The organism is Burkholderia sp. Ac-20349 (genome assembly GCF_017104865.1).
In the GTDB taxonomy this organism is placed as follows: Bacteria; Pseudomonadota; Gammaproteobacteria; order Burkholderiales; family Burkholderiaceae; genus Burkholderia; species Burkholderia aenigmatica.
In genome coordinates, this window is record NZ_JAAGPM010000016.1 from 46,980 (window position 1) to 66,827 (window position 19,848).

The 19,848-nt window shown below is 68.1% G+C and carries 19 protein-coding genes; 7 read left to right on the top strand and 12 right to left on the bottom strand.

Annotated features, from left to right (window positions below; all coding sequences use genetic code 11):
• The first annotated feature begins 159 nt into the window (after positions 1-159).
• Together G3N61_RS08745 and G3N61_RS08750 are read left to right on the top strand one after the other, a co-directional pair.
• Positions 160-639 (top strand): helix-turn-helix domain-containing protein, encoded by a 480-nt coding sequence (locus G3N61_RS08745; RefSeq protein WP_039340418.1) that lies wholly within the window; start codon positions 160-162, stop codon positions 637-639.
• Positions 636-1,325 (top strand): nucleotidyl transferase AbiEii/AbiGii toxin family protein, encoded by a 690-nt coding sequence (locus tag G3N61_RS08750; protein WP_205822193.1) that lies wholly within the window; start codon positions 636-638, stop codon positions 1,323-1,325. Before G3N61_RS08745 ends, G3N61_RS08750 begins: the two co-directional genes overlap by 4 nt.
• A gap of 3 nt (positions 1,326-1,328) precedes the next feature.
• Here the strand turns inward: G3N61_RS08750 and G3N61_RS08755 are convergent, their stop codons facing one another.
• Positions 1,329-2,003 (bottom strand): ankyrin repeat domain-containing protein, encoded by a 675-nt coding sequence (locus G3N61_RS08755; protein WP_043186411.1) that lies wholly within the window; start codon positions 2,001-2,003, stop codon positions 1,329-1,331.
• 195 nt (positions 2,004-2,198) lie between these two features.
• Between G3N61_RS08755 and G3N61_RS08760 the strand changes: the two genes are divergently transcribed.
• Positions 2,199-3,059: a LysR family transcriptional regulator gene (locus tag G3N61_RS08760; RefSeq protein WP_043186408.1), complete on the top strand. Its 861-nt coding sequence runs from the start codon at positions 2,199-2,201 to the stop codon at positions 3,057-3,059.
• A gap of 100 nt (positions 3,060-3,159) precedes the next feature.
• On the opposite strand, the gene G3N61_RS08765 is transcribed toward G3N61_RS08760, so the two are convergent.
• The 3 genes from G3N61_RS08765 to G3N61_RS08775 all read right to left on the bottom strand — a co-directional run bounded on the left by G3N61_RS08765 (position 3,160) and on the right by G3N61_RS08775 (position 6,170).
• Complete coding sequence (locus G3N61_RS08765) at positions 3,160-3,633, bottom strand: nuclear transport factor 2 family protein (protein WP_043186405.1); 474 nt, start codon at positions 3,631-3,633, stop codon at positions 3,160-3,162.
• Positions 3,634-3,700: 67 nt separating this feature from the next.
• Entirely contained in the window at positions 3,701-4,885 is a 1,185-nt protein-coding gene (locus G3N61_RS08770) for an amidohydrolase family protein (protein ID WP_205822194.1), read from the bottom strand.
• 85 nt (positions 4,886-4,970) lie between these two features.
• Positions 4,971-6,170: an amidohydrolase family protein gene (locus G3N61_RS08775; protein WP_205822195.1), complete on the bottom strand. Its 1,200-nt coding sequence runs from the start codon at positions 6,168-6,170 to the stop codon at positions 4,971-4,973.
• Positions 6,171-6,634: 464 nt separating this feature from the next.
• On the opposite strand from G3N61_RS08775, the gene G3N61_RS08780 reads away from it, so the two are divergent.
• Positions 6,635-7,282 carry a glycine zipper 2TM domain-containing protein gene (locus G3N61_RS08780; protein ID WP_027790262.1) on the top strand — a complete coding sequence of 216 codons (648 nt, stop codon included), beginning with the start codon at positions 6,635-6,637 and terminating at the stop codon, positions 7,280-7,282.
• A 217-nt stretch (positions 7,283-7,499) separates the two neighbouring features.
• Here the strand turns inward: G3N61_RS08780 and G3N61_RS08785 are convergent, their stop codons facing one another.
• From G3N61_RS08785 to G3N61_RS08795, 3 genes are all read right to left on the bottom strand, one after another.
• Complete coding sequence (locus tag G3N61_RS08785; protein ID WP_011353680.1) at positions 7,500-8,891, bottom strand: amino acid permease; 1,392 nt, start codon at positions 8,889-8,891, stop codon at positions 7,500-7,502.
• 106 nt (positions 8,892-8,997) lie between these two features.
• Complete coding sequence (locus tag G3N61_RS08790; protein ID WP_205822196.1) at positions 8,998-10,248, bottom strand: FAD-binding oxidoreductase; 1,251 nt, start codon at positions 10,246-10,248, stop codon at positions 8,998-9,000.
• A gap of 31 nt (positions 10,249-10,279) precedes the next feature.
• Positions 10,280-10,633 (bottom strand): RidA family protein, encoded by a 354-nt coding sequence (locus G3N61_RS08795; protein WP_205822197.1) that lies wholly within the window; start codon positions 10,631-10,633, stop codon positions 10,280-10,282.
• Positions 10,634-10,920: 287 nt separating this feature from the next.
• On the opposite strand from G3N61_RS08795, the gene G3N61_RS08800 reads away from it, so the two are divergent.
• Both G3N61_RS08800 and G3N61_RS08805 read left to right on the top strand, forming a co-directional pair.
• Positions 10,921-11,556, top strand: coding sequence for an XRE family transcriptional regulator (locus tag G3N61_RS08800; protein ID WP_089451581.1), 636 nt, complete (start codon positions 10,921-10,923; stop codon positions 11,554-11,556).
• Between the two features lie 157 nt (positions 11,557-11,713).
• Positions 11,714-12,223 (top strand): GNAT family N-acetyltransferase, encoded by a 510-nt coding sequence (locus G3N61_RS08805; protein ID WP_043186395.1) that lies wholly within the window; start codon positions 11,714-11,716, stop codon positions 12,221-12,223.
• A gap of 240 nt (positions 12,224-12,463) precedes the next feature.
• On the opposite strand, the gene G3N61_RS08810 is transcribed toward G3N61_RS08805, so the two are convergent.
• Positions 12,464-13,036 carry a fimbrial assembly protein gene (locus tag G3N61_RS08810; protein WP_205822198.1) on the bottom strand — a complete coding sequence of 191 codons (573 nt, stop codon included), beginning with the start codon at positions 13,034-13,036 and terminating at the stop codon, positions 12,464-12,466.
• 530 nt (positions 13,037-13,566) lie between these two features.
• Between G3N61_RS08810 and G3N61_RS08815 the strand changes: the two genes are divergently transcribed.
• A complete protein-coding gene (locus G3N61_RS08815; protein WP_205822199.1) occupies positions 13,567-14,925 on the top strand; it encodes an aspartate aminotransferase family protein in 1,359 nt (452 codons plus the stop codon).
• Between the two features lie 196 nt (positions 14,926-15,121).
• On the opposite strand, the gene G3N61_RS08820 is transcribed toward G3N61_RS08815, so the two are convergent.
• The 4 genes from G3N61_RS08820 to G3N61_RS08835 all read right to left on the bottom strand — a co-directional run bounded on the left by G3N61_RS08820 (position 15,122) and on the right by G3N61_RS08835 (position 19,831).
• The gene (locus tag G3N61_RS08820; protein ID WP_205822200.1) at positions 15,122-16,402 is read right to left on the bottom strand and encodes a serine hydrolase; all 1,281 of its coding nucleotides are present in this window, start codon (positions 16,400-16,402) and stop codon (positions 15,122-15,124) included.
• On the bottom strand, positions 16,402-17,598 hold the full coding sequence (locus G3N61_RS08825; protein WP_205822201.1) for a serine hydrolase: 1,197 nt from the start codon (positions 17,596-17,598) through the stop codon (positions 16,402-16,404). The genes G3N61_RS08820 and G3N61_RS08825 overlap by 1 nt, the downstream gene beginning before the upstream one ends.
• Before the next feature lie 78 nt (positions 17,599-17,676).
• The gene (hydA, locus tag G3N61_RS08830; RefSeq protein ID WP_089451577.1) at positions 17,677-19,092 is read right to left on the bottom strand and encodes a dihydropyrimidinase; all 1,416 of its coding nucleotides are present in this window, start codon (positions 19,090-19,092) and stop codon (positions 17,677-17,679) included.
• 10 nt (positions 19,093-19,102) lie between these two features.
• The gene (locus G3N61_RS08835; protein ID WP_043186387.1) at positions 19,103-19,831 is read right to left on the bottom strand and encodes an aspartate/glutamate racemase family protein; all 729 of its coding nucleotides are present in this window, start codon (positions 19,829-19,831) and stop codon (positions 19,103-19,105) included.
• Positions 19,832-19,848 lie beyond the last annotated feature (17 nt).

Sequence of the window (19,848 nt, forward strand, 5' to 3'; positions counted from 1 at the left end):
GTCTGTACCGATGATCTCGGCACGGCCTCGACCAAGCTTGTCCGGCGTTGCGGGCGATGCGCCCTATACCGCGATGGAATTCTCCGAGAACGAAAACCATCCAAGGATGTAAGATATAACTTACATTCGAGATCGTTGTACCCACGCCGGGAGGTCGCCATGCAACTCTATGAAATTGGTCAGGCTGTTGCGAAACGGCGGGCAGAACTCGACCTCACACAGGCTCAACTTGCAAAGCTCGCCGGCTTGTCTCGCCTCACCGTGAACCAGCTCGAATCGGGCAAGGTCAAGGATCTCGGCGTCAACAAGCTGATTCCGCTGCTCAGCGTGCTCGGCATCGAACTCCTGGCGCTACCGCGGCAGCCGCAGAACGGTCTCTACAAGGCCGTTGTGAGCTCAAACGTCAGTTACAAGGGTGAATTGACCGAACGGCTGCTGGCCGACGCGTTGGCTACCGGACGGATTCCGACGGGATATGAATCGCAGTTTTCCGTCATCCTCGACGAAGTGCCGCTGCCGGTGGTGGTGAAAGCCGCCGAGGAAGCCGCCGAGCGCTCAGGCACGCCCCTTCGGACCATCTGGAAAAACCTCGCCGCATGGTCGAAGGATCTTCATCTGTACCGGGAGGTATGGGCATGACGACACCATCCACCTTGCCCGACGGCCCATGGCAAGGTCTTTTCCGTCACGCGCTGGCGCTGGTCGAAGAGATACGGAAGCACGGCACGTCAAATCCGTTCTGGACGTTTGGCGGTGGCACGGTCCTGATGCTTCGTCACGGCCATCGCGTCAGCAAGGATGTCGACATCTTCGTACCCGATCCACAGTATCTCGGATATGTGAATCCACGCATCAGCGACGCTGCAGCCGACATCGCGACGAACTACGAGGAACACGCCGGGTTCGTGAAGCTCGTGCTGCCCGACGGCGAAATCGACTTCGTGGTCTCCCGGAATCTGACGTCTCCCGGCTATGACGAATGGATGCTGATGGATCACGTCGTCAAGGTCGAGACTTCCGCGGAGATCGTCGCCAGGAAAATGTGGCACCGTGGCGATCGACCAACCGCGCGGGACCTGTTCGATCTGTGCCTGGTCATCGAGCGTGAACCGGAGAGCCTGATCGCAGCCGGTGCATTCCTCGTCCGGCATCGCGATACGTTTCTGCGCCTGCTCAAGGAGCATCGTGCGTTCGTACAGCCACGCTTCGACGACATCCGGACACTCGGCTACACGCCGTCGTTCGACTATTGCGTCGAACTGGCCGAAGCATTCCTGCGGAAACTTCCCGGTGGCACGCCCGAACCAAAATCGCGCCGTAGGTGACCCCTACCGCGCCCCCGCCGTCACCAGCACCCGCTCGATCGCCCCATATCCGCGCCGCCGCGCATGCTGCAGCGGCGTCTCGCCGTTGGAATCGGCCAGATCGACGTTCGCGTGCCCGTCCACGAGCAGTTGCACGATCCGCACATACCGCTCGCTGCCGTCGCCGAGCATGATCGCCTCCAGCAGCGCGGTCCAGCCGAGCCGGTTCACATGGTCGACGTTCACGCCCGCATCGATCAGCGTGCGCACCGTATCGACATGGCCGCGCTCCGCCGCCGGAATCAGCGCGGTGCCGCGATAGCGGTTCGTGCTGCGCAAATCGGCGCCATGCGCGAGCGTCATCCGCAGGATGTCGAGATAGCCGCGCGCACCGGCATACAGGTACGGGCTGTCCTGGATCGCATCCTTCGCGTTGACGTCCGCGCCCGCGTCGATCAGCACGCGCGCCGCATCGACGTGATTGCCGTGCGTCGCGATCAGCAGCGCCGTGCGGCCCTGCCCGTCGCGTGAATCGATCTGCGCGCCGCGCTCGAGCAGCGTGCGCACGTCACCCGCATCGCCGCGATCGGCCGCGCTGCGCAGCCGGCCCTCCAGCGCGCCACCATCTGCGGCGGCCACCGCCGACGTGAGCGTGGTCAACGCGAACGAGCCGACGATCGCGAGCCGTTTGAAAAACATCCCGTTTCCTCCTTGCGTGCCGCGCACGCCGATGCGCGGCCGATGCCATGCGTCAGGTGCCCCGGTCGCGCCGCACGACGCCGCACGACGCCGCACCCAGTCCGGCGAAACCGCGATTGCCCGCGGCGTCCGGCCATGTTAAAAGTCGTCGCACGCATTTGGAAATGAAATGTTCGAATCCACAGAAGTGCAAAAATGAATAGACCCCTGTTCGACCTCGACCTGCTGCGCGCGCTCGTGATGGTCGCCGACTGCGGCAGCTTCACGACGGCGTCCGCGCGCCTGCATTCGACACAGTCGACGGTCAGCCAGAAGGTGCGCCGGCTCGAGGAAATCGCCGGGCACCGCCTGCTCGACCGCGGCACGCGCGACGTGCGGCCGACCGACGCGGGCGTGACGGTGCTCAGCTACGCGCGGCGCATGATCGCGCTGAACGACGAAATGCTGGAGGCGCTGTCGGGCACCACGGTCGCGCTGACGATCCGGCTCGGCGTGCCCGACGATTTCGCGGCAGGCCGCACGACGCACGCGCTCGCGGCATTCAACCGCGAGCATCCGCAAGTCAAGCTCGAAGTGATGTGCGGACTGAGCCGGGACATCAGCGCGGCATACGATCGCGGTGAGCTCGACCTCGTGCTGATCAAGCAGCGGCGCGACAGCCGCGAAGCCGTCGTGCGCTGGCCCGAGAAGCTGCGCTGGATCGACAGCGCGAAGCATCCGTCGATCGATCTCGATCCGGTGCCGATCGTCGTGTTCCCGCCGCGCGGGCTCTATCGCGACGACATGATCAAGGCGATCGAGGAGCGCGGCCGCCGCTGGCGGATCAGCTTCACGACGTCGAGCCTGAGCGGCATCCAGGCCGCCGTCGCGGACGGGCTCGGCATCAGCGTGCTGCCGGCGCGCGTGGTGACGGACGAGCACGTCGTGCTGACCGCGAAGCAGGGCTTCGCACCGATCGAGCACATGGACATCGCGATCCTGCATCGACCCACGGCCGACCCGATGGTCAGCGAACTGACGAAGTCGCTCGCGACGATGCTGGAGCTCGAGGAGTAGCAAGAAAGCCGGATGCGGCGGCAATGTGAAGGACGCCGCCGCCGCGCCGGCACGGCCGATGCAATGAGATCGCGGGGCGCGTCGACACGACCGGCATCCGTCAGAACATCGTGTTCCCGTTCGCGGCCTGCTCGGGCACGGGTTGATTGACGTCCCAGTGCTCGACGATCTTGCCGTTCTCGAGCCGGAAGATGTCCATGATCGCGCTGCCGCGCGTGCCCGGTTCGCGCACCGCGTGCACGTGCAGGATCACGTAGTCGCCGTCGACGAACGAGCGCTTGATCTCGCTGTGCGACTGCGGATATTTGTCGCGCAGGAACGCGACGAACTTGCGGAAACCGTCGCGGCCGTCGGCCGCGTTCGGATTGTGCTGCACGTAGCGATCGCCGACATACGCGAGTGCGGCGTCCGCGTCTTTCTCGTTCAGGCCTTTTTCGTAGAACGCGAGCACCGTCCGCCGGTTGGCGTCCTGCTGCGCGTCCGTCGGCCCGGCCGCCACCGCATGCGCGGCGCTCACGGCGAACAGGGCCGCCGCCATCCATCGTGCGGCCCGTGCCGCTGTCGTGCGTCGCATCGTCGTCTCCCGGGAGATCCGGCTGAAAACCGGATCATACCGGGGCGACGCCGCGCGCAGGTGTCACTCAGACCAGCGCGCCGTTGCGCGCGACGATCTTCCCCGACGACACGACGAGCCGCCGCACCGGCCGTGCGACGACGGCCTCGGCGAACGTCAGCGCGTCGACCAGCACGACGTCCGCGCGGCTGCCCGACTGCAGCCCGTAACCGTCGAAGCCGCAACCGCGCGCCGCGCCGTGCGTCACGCAGTCGAGCGCGACTTCGAGCGCATCGTCGCGGCGGAAATCGTTGCGCATGCCGATCAGCATCGCGCGTTCGAGCATGTCGGGCGACCCGTACGGCGTCCACGTATCGCGCACGCCGTCGTTGCCGCCGATGACCGTCACGCCCGCCGCGCGGCACGCGGCCACCGGCGGCACGGGCACCGCCGCGGGCGCGGTCGTGACGAGCCCGACGCCGAGCTCGGCCATCCGCGCCAGCAGCGCATCGCGCTCGCGTTCGGCGATATCGCCGAGACAGAACCCGTGGCTGATCGTCACCTTGCCCTGCATGCCGTGCGCGGCCGTGCGCTGCAGGATCAGGTCGAGCGAGTACGCGCCCATCGATCCGCGCTCGTGCAGGTGGAGGTCGAGCCCGCGGCCGTGGCGCTCGGCGATCGCGAACAGCACGTCCACCGCCTCGACCGGATCGCCCTCGATCGCGCACGGGTCGAGCCCGCCGAGCAGATCGGCGCCGGCGGCGAGCGCGTCGGACAGCAGTGCGTCGGTGCCCGGCCGCTTGAGCACGCCCGATTGCGGAAACGCGACGATCTGGATGTCAACTTGCCCGCGCAGCGTCTCGCGCGTCGCGAGCACACCGTGCAGATGCCGCAGCCCGGCTTCGGTGTCGATGTCGACGTGGGTACGGATGCGCGTCGTGCCGGCCGCGAGAAACGCGCGCGCCAGCGCGAGCGATGCGACGCCGGCATCATGGCCGCTCGTCGCGCGATAGTGGCGTTCGTTCTCGATCCGGTCGACGAGGCGCGGCCCGACCTGGTTGCGATACCACGGCATCCCCCAGTGCGTCTTGTCGAGGTGCGTGTGGCCTTCGACGAGGCCCGGCAGCGCAAGCGCGCCCGCGCCGTCCTCGATCGCGCAGCCGGCGGGCGCGTCGAGCGACGGGCCGACGCGCGCGATGCGATCGCCTTCGATCAGGATGTCGAGCGCGGCGTCGGCGCTCGGGCGGACGTTGCGGATCAGCAGGTTGGTCATGTCGGTTCCGGTGTGGTCGGTCAGTGCAATCAGTGCAGTCAATGCGAACGGGGCACGGCGCGGGCCGTGCCGCCGCTCAGGTCGGTCAGCGCGTGAAGCGCAGCGCGGGGGCGAACGGCGCGCCCGTGTCGCTTTCGCCGCGGCGGAACACCCAGCGCTCGGCCGGCACGCCCGCGACGGCCGCCGCCGCGTTCGGCGCACGCACCGCGACGAACGTCGCATCGCAGCCGACCGCGATTCCATAGTTATCCTTGCCGATCACGCGCGCGCCGGCGTGCGTCGCCATGTCGAGCGCGATGCCGAGCGCTGCGTCGGTGTAGAAGCCCGACCGATAGCCGACCATCATCGCGCGCTGCAGCATGTCGCCGTTGCCGTACGGCCACCATGCGTCACGGATGTTGTCGTTGCCTGCGAACACGTGCACGCCCGCATCGCGCAGCGCTTGCACCGGCGGAAACGCGCAGTCGCCCGGCGCGTTCGTCAGGATCGACACGCCGGCATCGGCCAGCGCCGCCGCGGTGCGCTGCACGTCGTCATCGCTCACCTGGCCGAGCGCGTACGCATGGCTCACGTTCACGCGGCCGCCGAGCCCCGCCGCGCGCGTGCGCGCCGCGATCCGCAGCAGCTGCGCGATACCCGTTTCGCCCGGCTCGTGCAGGTGGATGTCGATCTTCGCGCCGCGCTTCTCGGCGATGCCGAACACGATGTCGAGCTGGCCGTCCGCATCGCCGTCGAGCGTCGTCGGGTCGATCCCGCCGACCACGTCCGCGCCTTCGCGCACGGCTGCGTCGAGGATCTCGGCGGTGCCCGGGCACGTGACGACGCCGGCCTGCGGAAACGCGACGAGTTCGATATCGACGATCCCGCGCCATTGCTCGCGCGCGGCCATCACGGCCTGCAGGTTCGACAGGCCCGTCGTCGCATCGACGTCGACGTGGCTCCGCATCGCGACCGTGCCGAATGCGGCGGCCTGCGCGATCAGCGCATTCGCACGCTCGACGATCGGCGGCGCCGCCGCGAGCTGGCGCTTTTCGACCGCGAGCCGCTCGCGCAGCGAGCCGACGGATTCGTGCGGTACCCAGCGATCGCCGACGAAGCTCTTGTCGAGGTGGATGTGGCCGTCGACGAAGCCGGGCAGCACGACGCGGCCGTCGAGGTCGATCGTTTCCGCGCCGGGCGCGGCGGTGCAATCGGCGCCGATCGCGGTAAAGCGGCCGTCACGGACGACGAGGTTGATGGGCTGGCCGCCGGTGTCGACGGCGTTGATGAAGAGACGTTCGGTCATGGCTCGGAATGTGGGGCGGTCGCGGCGCGACGCCGGCGCGGACAGGGGAAGGCACCGCAGCCGGCACGGCGCGACCGTTGGCAGGGAATCCGGCCACGATATCGGACGCCACCGCCCGAGGCCAATTAAATGTCGCGATGCCGCGCATTCGATTTCGCGATGCGCGGCGCGCGCGGCCGCCGGCCCCGGCACGGCGATGGGGCGGGATCGCGGTGAAAGCGACCCAAAAACCGCTGGCCGCGCAGCGTCGGCATCACCGGAAAGCGGGTGTCCGGAGGCCGTCTCGCCCCCTCGCCGGCCGTCGTTTCAGCGCGCCGCCCGGGCGGCGATTTACGCGGCAACAGACTTTACACGTTGTTACCCGGCCGCACCGGACGCGCCTCCGGCCATTCCTTATACTCACGCCGAGTTCGCCACCCGTCCCGGAATTCGTCGGCGGACCCGTTGCCGATGCAGGAAACATCATGATGCGCATGCCTTCCACGAAGACCGTTCTGTTCGCCTCGCTCGTCGCCGTCGCGGCGCTTCCGCTGACCGCCTGCGTCGCGCCGGGTTACTACGGCGCGCAGCCGGGGTATCCGCAGCAGCAGCAATACGCGACGCCCGGCTACGCGCAGCCCGCGTATTCGCAACCGGGCTACGTGCAGCAGCAACAGCCGTATCCGAACCAGGCGCCGCAGCCGTACGATCAGTACGGCAACCAGCAGCAATACGGGTCGCAGCCGTATGACCAGTACGGCAATCAGCAGCAGTACGGCAACGGCTACGGCACGCAGTACGGCACCGTCTCGAACATTCAGCCGGTCAACGGTTCGGTCGGCCCGTCGGGCGTTGCCGGCACCGTCGTCGGTGCGCTGGTCGGCGGCCTGGTGGGCAACCAGTTCGGCCGCGGCCACGGCCGCGATGCGGCGACCGTGATCGGCGCGCTCGGCGGTGCGGTGGCCGGCAACCAGATCGGCCAGCAGATGGGTGCCGCGCAAGGCCCGAGCAGCTACCGGATCGACGTGCAGGTCAGCGACGGCACGATGCGCTCGTTCGACGTGCAGTCGCCGGGCAACCTGCGGCCGGGCGATCGCGTGCAGATCAACGGCAATCAGCTCGCCCGCTATTGATTCCGATCCGGTGCGCCTGACCTGATCGGGCGCATCGTTGCGCGGTTGACGTCGGGCGCGGGTCCGGCGCGACCGCGCGCCTGCTTCACGCCATCCTTATCGTTCGTGGTGGCGCGGCGCGCATGACGCGCCGCCGGTATTGCCACGACGCCGCGCCCCCGCCTTCAGCGCGCCCCCGTCGCACGACCGCTCCCCCCAACACCAGCACACCCGGCCGTCACACACGCTCGACGCCAAGGCCGACGCGCGTCGACCGCGCAGCCGCCTGCAGGTGCCGTGAACGCCGGTAGATGATCGCCATCAGCGCCATCACCGCCGCGCCGGCATACAGCGACCCACGTGTCGTCGGATCGACGCCGAGCATCACGAACACGAACGCGACGAACACGAGACAGATCCACGACGTGACCGACGCATACGGCATGCGGAACGCCACCGTCTCGCCGCGCGCAGCCAGCGCGCGCCGGAACCGCATGTGCGTCAGCACGATCATTGCCCAGATCACGGCCACGTCGAACGACAGGAACGACATCAGCCAGCCGAACACGCGCGCCGGAATCACGTAGTTCAGCACCACGCCGACCGACATGAACAGCACGGTCGCCCGCACCGCGCGCGACGGCGACCCGCTCGCGCTCAGCGCCGCGAACGACGCAGGCGCGAGGCCGTTGCCGGCCATGCTCGACAGCATCCGCGCACCGCTGAACACGATGCAGTTGAAGCTCGACAGCGCGGCCGTCACGACCACGAAGTTGACGATGCCGGCCGCCTGCCGCAGCCCGAGCGATTCGAACGTCGTCACGAACGGGCTGCCATGCTCGCCGAGCTCGTGCCACGGATACAGCGCCATGATGATGAACAGCGCGCCGACGTAGAAAATCAGGATGCGCCACAGCACCGAGTTGATCGCGCGCGGGATCATCTTCTGCGGCTCGCGCGCCTCGCCGGCCGTGAGGCCGATCATCTCGACGCCCGCGAACGAATACGCGACGATCGGCAGCGCGCTCACGACCCCGAGCACGCCGTGCGGAAACACGCCGCCGTGACGCCACAGGTTCGACAGGCCGACGGGCACGCCGCCGTGGCCGATCCCCGTGAACACGATCAGCGCGCCGCCCGCGATCATCAGCACGATCGTCACGACCTTCACGATCGCGAACCAGAACTCCAGCTCGCCGTACACCTTCACGTTGAGCAGGTTGAATGCCGAGATCGCGGCGATCGCCGACACGACCCACAGCCACTGCGGCACGTCCGGAAACCAGAAGCCCATGTAGATGCCGATGGCGGTCGTCTCCGCGACGCCGACGCCGACCATCAGCAGCCAGTAGCTCCAGCCGACCACGTAGCCGGCGAACGGCCCGACGTATTCGAACGCATACGCGCCGAACGAGCCGGACACCGGCCGGTGCACGGCCATCTCGCCGAGCGCGCGCATGATCAGGAAGATCATCGCGCCGCCGATCAGGTAGGCGACGAGCGCGCCGGGCCCGGCCGCCTTGATCGCGGACGCCGAGCCGAGGAACAGGCCGACGCCGATGGCCATGCCGAGGGCCATGAACGAAATCTGGCGCGCGCCGAGTTCGCGCCGCATCGTGTGCTGTTGCATGTTGTCTCCAGTCGTTGATCGTCGCGGCAAGCCGGATCGGCCAGCCGCTGGCCGGAGCGACCGGCGTCGTGCGCCGGCCGTCCTGCTGCAGCGCACGGTCGCCGGTTCAGCGGCCGTGCAGAAAGCGTTCGACGCGAAACGGCGCCGGGTCGACGAACGGCTGCGTGCCGGTCATCAGGTCGGCGACCAGCCGGCCGGTCACGGGGCCGAGCGTGAAGCCGTGATGCGCATGCCCGAACGCGAACCACAGATCGCGGTGGCGCGGCGCCGCGCCGATCACGGGCAGCATGTCGGGCGTGCACGGCCGGCGGCCGAGCCACGGTGCGCCGTCGACGCGCGCGCCGAGCGGAAACAGCTCGCGCGCGACCGGTTCGACGGCGGCGAGCTGGGTCGGCGTCGGCGGCGTATCGCGATAGCCGAGCTCGACGCCGGTCGTCAGGCGGATACCTCGCGTCATCGGCGTGATCAGGAAGCCGCTGTCGGCATCGAGCACGGGCCGGTTCAGCCGCGCGCCCGGCTGCGCCGCGTAGTGCATGTGATAGCCGCGCTTGACCGCGAGCGGCAGCGTGTAGCCGAGCCGCTCGCACAGCAGGTCCGACCAGGGCCCGAGCGCGACGACCGCCGCGCGCGCGTCGACCGGGCCTTGCGCGGTGTCGACGCGCCAGCCGTTCGCGGCCGACAGCGTCAGCGCGTCGCCGGTCAGGATGCGGCCGCCGAGCTGCTCGAAGTGACGCGCATAGGCGGTCACGAGCGCATTCGGGTCGCTGATCGAATCGGAGCCCGTATAGCGCAGCGCGCCGACCAGCGCACGGCTCAGGTTCGGCTCCGCGTCGCGCAACGCGGCCGCATCGAGCGCGTCGAAGGTCACGCCGTATTCGGCGCGCCAGCGCTCGGCGTCGCGCGTTTCGGCATCGCGCGTCGCGGCCGTGCGAAACACCTTCAGCCAGCCGCCTTCGCGCAGCAGCGCGCCGGCGCCGGCCGCTTCGATCAGCGCGCGATGCTCGGTCACGCAGTGTTCGATCAGCGGCGCATAGGCGCGCGCGATCTCGGCATGGCGCGCCGGATGCGAATTGCGCCAGTAGCGGTACAGGAACGGGATCAGCTTCGGCAGCGCGCCGACGTGATAGCGGACGTCGGGCGAGCGGTTGCACGCGTATTTCAGCAGCGTGCCGAAGCCGCGCGGAAACGCATACGGGTACACGCCTTCGCGCTGGATCAGCCCGGCATTGCCGAGCGACGTCTCGTTGCCGGGCGCCTTGCGGTCGACGAGCGCGACCGACAGGCCGCGCTGTTGCAGATGAACGGCGACGGATACGCCGATCATGCCGCCGCCCAGGACGAGCGTGTCGAATGTCATCGGGAATTCCTCGGGGCGGGCGGCGCGGGCGTCAGGCGAGCGCGGTCACGGCGATCTCGACGTCGAGACCGGGCTTCATCAGCAATGCCTGCACGCACGCGCGGGTCGGCGCGTGGCCGGCCGGCACCCATGCGTCCCACACCGCATTGAACCCGTCGAAGTGCGCGGCGTCGCTGAGCCACACGTTGGCCGTCAGCACGCGCGTCTTGTCGACGCCGGCCGATGCGAGCAGCGCGTCGATGCGCGTGAGGATTTCGGTCGCCTGCACGGCGATCGGCGCGCCGGCCGTATCGGGCACCTGGCCGGCCAGGTGGACGAAGCCGTTCGCGATCACGACCTGGCTCATGCGTGCGCCGGTCTGCAGACGTTTGATTTCAGTGGACATGGATTGCACCTTCGCGGGCCCGGCCGCGAGCGGCCGGAGAAATGACTGGGAAAGACCGCTGCCGTGCGCCGGATCGGGCAGCCGCCGCACGGACGAGCTGCGCCGATTCGCACACGTGTCGTTCACGCCGGCCGCACCGGCCCCGCGAGTTTCGCGTCGTCCGATGCTAGAGTGGCCGTCACGCCCACCATCGGCGATTTCGACGAAAATTATCATATACGAGAAAATTTATTCTCGTATACGACAAAACCCGTATTCACGCCGCGCGCGTCGCGCCCCGTATCCGCATGCCCAAATCCACCGTTCCCGTTCCGCCGCCCACCGACGCCCCGCCGCAGCTCGACCACCAGACGGTCGGCGCGCGGCTGCGCGACGCGCGCAAGTCGCGCGGCCTGACGCTCGCGCAACTGTCCGAGCGCTCCGGTATCGCGGTGTCGACGATTTCGAAAGCCGAACGCGGCGACATCGCGCTCACCTACGACAAGTTCGCGGCGCTCACGCATGCGCTCGCGCTCGACTTCGACACGATGTTCGGCCGCCCCGCGCCCGCCGGCGCGATGACGCCGTCGTTCACGCCGGCCGGCCAGCAGATGGTCTACGACACGCCGAACTATGCGTACGGGATGCTCGCGAACGACCTGACCGGCAAGCGAATGGTGCCCGTGCGCGGGCGAATCCATGCGCGCAAGCTGTCGGACTTCGCCGACTACATCCGGCACAGCGGCGAGGAGTTCGTGTTCGTGCTGAGCGGCGAGCTGGAGCTGCGCTTCGAGAACGGCCATGCGTACCGGCTGAGCGCCGGCGACAGCCTGTATTTCGACAGCGCGGTCGGGCACGTGTACCTGAGCCTCGGCGACACCGATGCCGAGGTGCTCGCGTGCTGCGTCGACGGCGATGCAACGCGGCCGCGCGACGCGATCTGAAGACTGCCGCGCGGCACCCGACGCCCGACACAGTCGGGATGCGCAATGCGTCGAACGCCGCGACGCGGCATCCGGATTCCTATTACGATAAGGACGATGCATCCCGCGGCCGCAGCGGCACGCGCCGGCATGCACGACCCTCAACCGGAACTCCCCGATGACGATCACGACCCGCCTGCTCGACGCGGCCGACGCCGCCCGTTTCCAGACCGTTCGCCTGCGTGCAGTCGACACCGCGCCCACCTCTTTCCTGCCGACGCTCGACGAAGAATCGCAGGTGCCGGTCGACGAATTCGCGACGCGCATCACGCCGACCCATGAACGTGCCGTGTTCGGTGCGTTCGACGGCGACACGCTCGTCGGCATCACCGGCGTGCGCCGCGATGCGCGCGTGAAGATCGCGCACAAGGCGACGATCTGGGGCGTGTTCGTCGATCCCGCGTATCGCGGGCAAGGCATCGCGCAAACGCTGCTCGAAAGCGCGACCGCGCATGCGGCGCAAGCGTGGCAATGCAAGCAGCTGATGCTGTGCGTGAACGAGGTCAACGCCACCGCGGAGCGGCTGTATGCGTCGCAAGGGTTCGTCCGGTTCGGTACGGAGCCGCGCTCGATGTACGTCGACGGGCGGTTCTACGACGAGCATCACATGGTCAAGACACTGGCGTAGCGCGCCGCTGATGCGAACGGGAAGCGCCAGGCAAGCACCTGCTCACCTGCACCGCGCGTCGGCACTCCCGTCATTCGCAGCGTCGCCGGCGCACCATAGACCGGCGCCGAACACGCGTCGAACGCAACGGCCCAAGTGTGAGCACCCACTCACTTTCCATGCAATACGACAGCGGCAAGTCACGCCACTGTCGGTTTATGCGCAAAAACTTTAATTACAACAACCCGGCCGGCCAAATCCTTACCTGTCTGCCGCCACCACCCTGCCGCCCGGGACCGCATCGTCCCCCGCCGACGCGACCGGTTCGAACATCAGCACCAGATCGCCCCGGTAGCTTCCGTTGACCCCGGCCGCCCCGCGCGTAGCCGGCGCATTGGCGCTGATCGTCAGGGTGCGGGTTTCGTCATAACCGTTGATGCCGGGCTTGACCAGCGTGAGCGTGCGCGCGCCGTCGTGCGCGATGTCCGCGCCGCCGGCCTTGTCCGCCAGCACGACCTTCGCGTCGGTCATGCCGTGGCGGCCGTTCGACAGCTTCAGCGGCTGCAGCAACGCGACGCGGATGTCGGGATTCGTCGTGTATACGCGGATCGGCAGCGTTGCGCCGAACGTCTGCGGCGAGCCGTCCGTCGCAGTCAGCTCGACCACGCCATACGCGGCCGAATCGCCCGGTGTCGACACGAAAAGGCTGTCGCCAATGTGCGCCGTCAGCCGGATCGTCTTGACGACCGCTTGCGGCGACGTCGGGCCCGCCTGGGCGATGCCGGTGAATGCAATGCATGCGCCCGCTGCGATGAGGTATTTGCCGATCTTCATTTTTCTATTCCGTATTCAGGCCGTTTCGTGAAATCCGAACGCCGCCCATTAGCGGTTCGCTTCGGACACGACATTCCGTCCACTCCATTCAAATGCGATATTCAAATATCTCGAAATTTGAATGCAATATCCCCTTGGAATGCCATTTCCGTCATTGCGCGCATGGGGCCGGCAATGCCCTCTCACCGACCGGCCCACCCTGCCGCCACCCTCCCGTAAGGCAGTGTTCATCTAGCCATGTGGACATATTTACGCAACGACATGCGTCAACGATAGGTTGCGAAAAACCGGAAACAAATACATGAAAACCTTTATGCAGAATTACGGATCTCATTCACCTATGCTATCTCCCAATAAAATTTGATCGAACGGAAACATGAGCCGGGTTTTCCTGCTTCACGCACGTCGATGTGCGCATCATTCAATCGCCGCGTCCGAGCACCTGCGTCCGCCTCGGTAATTCCGCCTCTATTCAGCCCCCCGCGCTCCGCGCTATCGTCTTCGTCATCTTCACAGCCCAGGAGCTGCCTTTGCCTTCCCGTCACGGAGTCGACCTCATCCGCGCCCGCGCGCTGTTCGATCGCGAGCGCCGTGCATTCAGCGAAGCGATGCCCACATCCCGCGCACTGTCCGCGGAAGCATCCGAGCACTTGCTGTTCGGCGTGCCGTTGCACTGGATGCAGGACTGGTCGACGCCGTTCTCGCTGTACGTGAAGGAAGCGCGCGGCGCGACGTTCTCCGACGTCGACGGCCACCGCTACGCCGACTTCTGCCTCGGCGACACCGGTGCGATGTTCGGCCATGCGCCTGAACCCGTCGCGCGGGCACTCATCGAGCAGGCCACGCGCGGCTACACGACGATGCTGCCAAGCGAGGATGCCGCCTGGGTGTCGCGCGAACTTGCGCGCCGCTTCCGGTTGCCGGTCTGGCAGTTCGCGCTGAGCGCGAGCGACGCGAACCGCTTCGTGCTGCGCTGGGCGCGCGCGGCCACCGGCCGCAACACGATCGTCGTGTTCAACGGCTGCTATCACGGCACGGTCGACGACGTATTCGTCGATCTCGTCGACGGCCGCCCGGTGCAGCGCGACAGCCTGCTTGGGCAATCCTACGACCTGCTCGCGAACACCCGCGTCGTCGAATTCAACGACCTGGCCGCGCTCGAAGCGGCGCTGAAAGGCGGCGATGTCGCCTGCGTGCTCGCCGAGCCCGCGATGACGAACATCGGGATGGTGCTGCCCGATCCGGGCTTCTGGGAGGCGGCGCGCGAACTGACGCGCCGCTACGGCACGCTGCTCGTGATCGACGAAACGCACACGATCAGCAGCGGCCCGGGCGGCTACGCCGTCGCGCACGATCTCGAGCCGGACATGCTGGTGGTCGGCAAGCCGATCGCAGGCGGCGTGCCGTGCGCGGTGTACGGATTCAGCGCCGAATTCGCGGAACGCGCGAAGCAGGCGAAGCTGAACGCGCCGCCCGGCCATTCGGGAATCGGCACGACGCTCACCGCGAACATGCTCGCGATGCATGCAATGCGCGCGACGCTGGCCGAAGTCGCGACCGACGCGGCCTACGCGCACATGTTCGAACTCGCCGCGCGGCTCGCCGGCGGGCTCGAACAGGCGATCGCGAAACGCGGGTTGCCGTGGTGCGTGACGCGCATCGGCGCGCGCACCGAGTTCCAGTTCGCCCCCACGCCGCCGCGCAACGGCACGCTCGCCGGCGCGCAGCTCGACAGCGAACTCGAGCACATCGTGCACCTGTACCTGCTGAATCGTGGCGTGCTGATCACGCCGTTCCACAACATGATGCTCGTGTGCCCGCAGACGACGGCCGACGACGTCGATCGCCTCGTCGCGCAGTTCGACGCGTGCCTGGGCGAACTGGTCTGACGCCGCGCGCGCCCGGCTCGCGATCGCGCGGGCCGGGCGCATTCGCCGCCAAGCACCACCTCCCGCCTGCTTTGGCAGATCGGTCGGATCGATCTCCGGACCCGGCACGCCTTCGGCGCGCGCGCTCAACGCGAGTTCGCCATGCAGCACTGAGCGCGTCTCGATGGAAGCCCGCACGGACGCACCGCCATCCAGCCTACTTCGGCAGATCGGTCGGATCGACCTGCGTGCCCGGCACGCCTTCGGTTCGTGCGCTCAGCGCCAGTTCGTCGTGCAGCACCGCGCGCGTTTCGACGGTAGCCGGCCCCGCCGCGCCCCCGTCGAGCGCCGGCAGGATATAGCCGTTCACCATCCGGCGGAACAGCTTCACGTTCTCCGCGTCGCGCAGGCCGCCGTCCACCGGCAGCACGCCCGTCATCACGATCACCGTATTGCGCTTGGGCAGCACCGTGATGAACTGCCCCTTGAAGCCCATCGCGTCGAACTCGGGCTCGCTGTCGACGATGTTGTTGATCCACCAGTAGTAGCCGAAATGCGGCGACACGGCCGGCGACGTCATCTGCTCAATCCATTCGCGCGGCACGACTTGCTGCCCCTGCCAGCGGCCGCCGTCCAGCACGAGCATGCCGATCTTCGCCATGTCGATCGCGCGCAGCCGCAGCCCCCAGCCGGCCGACACGAGCCCCGTGCGGTCCGCGCGCTCCCACGCCGCGTGCTTCATGCCCAGCGGGCCGAACAGACGCGCCTGCGCCACGCGCTCGACCGGCTCCCCCGCGGCCGCGCTCAACATCGCAGACGCCAGGATCGGGTTGACGTCGGTGTACTCGAACTCGGTGCCCGGCGCGACCTTCGGCTGCGCCGACGCGGCGAGCTTCAGCCGGTCCGGCGCGGTGTAGTAGATCGGATCGTCCTTCGGGCTGAAGTCGTAGTGCAGGCCACTCGACATCGACAGCACATGCTTCAGCTGGATATCGCGCTTGTCCGCGAGCGCGCCGCCGAGGTCGGGACGCCACGCGGCAAGCCGCGCGGCGACCGGATCGTCGAGATGCACCGCGCGCTGATCGACGAGGATGCCCGCGACGAGCGACGTCACCGCCTTCGTGACCGAGTACAGCTCGTAGGTCGCGTCGCGCGACGCATTGGCGCCGTAGCGCTCGAAGATCAGCTTGCCGTCCTTCACGATCAGCAGGCTGTACACGTCGAGCTTCTGCTCGCGGATCCAGCGCGACAGATCGACGAGCCGCCGCGAATCGACGCCGACCTCCTCCGGCGCGGCGGCGGCGATGCCGGTTTCATGCAACAGCAGCGACGCATCGGCCGCCTGTGCGGCAGAAAGCGCGGGCGCGAACGCACCGCCGCCGATCAGCAGCGCCGCGAGCCGCGCGAGCAGCCGTCGCATGAAAGGCACGGCGCGCGAGGCGGGCCGCCGCACGTCGGGCCACGCAGCCGAGCCGGCCATCATGTTCGTCATCCTCATCAAATCTCCGGTGCGTCGTTGAACGCGGCGGCGGTACCGGGCACGCCCTTCGTCTGCCGGCTGCGCGCGAGTTCGTCGCGCAGCGCCTGCGTGGTTTCCGCGCGCTCGACCGGCGGCTGCGCCGGCGTCAGCGCGGGCAGGATGTAGTCGCCGACCATCTTGCGATACAGGTTCAGATAGGTCGCATCGCGCAGCCCGCCGTCGGTCGGCAGCAGGCTCGTCATCACGACGACCGCGCGCTGCGCGGGCAGCACCGTGATGAACTGCCCCTTGAAGCCCATCGCGCCGAACTCGGGCGTGCCGTGCTCGACCACGTGGTGAATCCAGCAGTAGTAACCGTAATCCGCCGCAGCCGGCGACGGCGTGGTCATCTGCCGGACCCAATCGGCCGGCACGACCTGCCGGCCGTTCCAGCGGCCCTGATCGAGCAGCAGCATGCCGAGCTTCGCCATGTCGACGGCACGCAGCCGCAGGCCCCAGCCGCCGGCCACCGCGCCCGTGCCGTCGGCGCCGCTCCAGCGGTAATGCGCGAAGCCGAGCGGCTCGAACAGCCGCTTGCGCGCGAATTCGTCCTCGCGCTCGCGCGCGGCGATCGACACGGCCGTGCCGACCAGCACGGGATTCACGTCGATATAGTCGAACTGCTTGCCGGGCGGCTGCGCCGCGCGGCTCGTCACCGCGACGCGCAGCCGGTCCGGCGCGTCGTAGTACAGCGGATCGGTGCCCTCGCGCGTCGTGTAGCGCAGCCCGCTCGACATCGCCATCAGGTGCCGCAGCTCGATGTCCTGCTTGTCCGCGAGTTCAGCCGCGAGATCGGGGCGCGCGGCTGCGATCAGCGGCGCGACCTTCGTCGCCGGGCCGAGCTTGCCCTCGCCGTCGAGGATGCCGGCGAGCAGCGCGGTGACCGTCTTCGTCACCGAATACAGCTCGTAGTTGTTGTCGCGCGTGAGGCCATCGCCGTAACGCTCGAACACGATCCTGCCGTCCTTCACGACGACGAGGCTGCGCACGTCCATCCGGTCGCGGCGCAGCCATTCGGACAGCCGCACGAGCGGCGCCGAATCCACGCCGACCGATTCGGGCACGACGCTCGGCATGTCCTGCGGCGCATCGCCGGCGGCCAGCGCCGAGCCGCCGCACGAACCGGCGACGACGGTCGCCGCCACGAGGCGCCGCATTGCGTGGGAAACGCTCATGTCCGCTCCTTCACAATCGTTTGATACGGATGACGCCCGCGCGTCGCGCGGGCGCTCCTCGTTCCGTCGCATCGAACGTCAATCCAGGCACGGCTTGCCGGCCGGGAGGAAGCGTCCGCGCCCCGGCTCGGCCGCGAGCAGCCGGCCGTCCTCGACGAGCAGTTCGCCACGCGACAGGCAATGACGCGGCCAGCCCGTCACCTCGATCCCTTCGTACGGCGTGTAGTCGACCGCGTGATGCAGCGATGCATTCGCGATCCGCACGCGCTTGTCCGGATCCCACACGACGATATCCGCATCGGCGCCGATCGCGATCGTGCCCTTGCGCGGATACAGCCCGTACAGCTTCGCGGGCCGCAGCGACGTCAGCTCGACGAACTCGTGCAGCGACAGCCGCCCTTCGCGCACGCCGTTGAACAGCAGCGGCAGCCGCGTCTCGAGCCCCGGGATGCCGTTCGGGATATGGTCGAACGACACCGGATGCCCGCCCGGATGCTTGCCGCACGGATCGTCGTAGTTGAACGGCGCGTGATCGGACGAGAACACCGAGAACACGCCCTGCTTCAGCGCCTTCCACACGGCCTGCTGGTTCGCCGGATCGCGCGGCGGCGGGCTGCATACGCACTTCGCGCCTTCGTAGCCGTCGTGGCCATCGTGACCGAGATCGGCGGCGGTCAGATACAGGTATTGCGGGCAGGTTTCGGCGAGGATCGGCAGCCCGCGCGACTGCCCCCAGCGGATCTGCTCGATCGCCTCGGCGCCCGACACGTGCACGATCAGGATCGGCACGTCGACGAGTTCCGCGAACGCGATCGCGCGGTGGGTCGCCTCGCGCTCGACCACGGCCGGCCGTGCGTGCGCATGGAAATGCGGCGCGACGTGGCCGTCGCCGAGCAGCCGTTCGGTCAGCCAGCCGATGCAGTCGGAATTCTCCGCATGCACCATCACCAGCGCGCCATGCTCGCGCGCGACCGACAGCACGTCGAGCATCTGCCGGTCGTTCAGCTTCAGATCGTCGTAGGTCATGTACACCTTGAACGACGTATAGCCGTTCGCGATCAGCCGCGGCAGCTCTTCCGCCAGCACGTGCGGCGTCGGATCCGAGACGATCAGGTGGAAGCCGTAGTCGACCAGCGCGCGCCCTTCCGCACGCCGGTGATAGTCGTCGACGGCCGCCTGCAGCGACTGGCCCTTCGCCTGCGCGGCGAACGGGATCACGGTGGTCGTGCCGCCGCACAGCGCCGAGCGCGTGCCGGACAGGAAATCGTCGGCCATCCGCAGCCCGTCGGGCATCGGCTGGTCGAGGTGGCAGTGCGCATCGACGCCGCCCGGCATCACGAGCATCCCGCTCGCATCGAGCTCGCGCGGCGCGCGCGGCAGCCCGTGGCCGAGCATGGCCACGCGCCCCGCGCGAATGCCGATGTCGCACGAGAACCGGTCCGCCGCCGTCACGACGTCCGCGTGACGGATCACGAAATCGAGATCGTTCGACATGGCGCGCGCCTCAGATCACGTCGCTGAAGAGCCGCCCCCAGCCCTTCACCTGCCGCGTGTCGTAATCGGCGAGCTGCAGCGATTTCCACACGACGGTCGAGATCGTGTCGTAGATCGGGATGCCCGTCTCCTCCTCGAGCGCCGGCACGAGATGCGCGGCGTTCAGGTTCGTGCAGAAGATCGAGATCGCGCGCGGGCCGGCCTTCGCGACTTCGCGCACCATGTCGCCGATCGTGTCGCCCGCCACTTCGGAGAACGAGAAATTGACCTTCAGGTTCAGGTGGCGCTCGGCGATGCAGTTCAGGCCCGAGCGGCGGTAGTTGTCGACGATCTTCGTCTGCACGTCGTCGAGATACGGCGTGACGAGGCCGAACTCGTGCGCGTTCGTCTTCTTCAGGATCTCGTTGAGCGCGAGCACCGACGTGGTGGCCGGAATGCCGGTCGCCGCGGTGATGCGCTCGCACAGCCGCTCGTCGGCCTCGAAGCCGAGCCAGCCCGACGACGTGCCGTTCCACGCGATCACGTCGACCTTCGCGTCGGCGAGCAGCATCGCGGCCTGGATGATCTTGTCGTCGTCGAACTGGCCGAGCGCCTGGCCCGTCAGCGAGATCTCGGTGACCGGGAAGCGCGCGAAGTGCGCGGACACGCCCGGCAGGCCGGCGACCATCGCGCTCGTCAGCGGTTCGAGCGAGGTGTTGGAAGACGGCGTGAGCATGCCGAGCAGCGTACGTTTTTTCATGATGGGTTTCTCTCTAC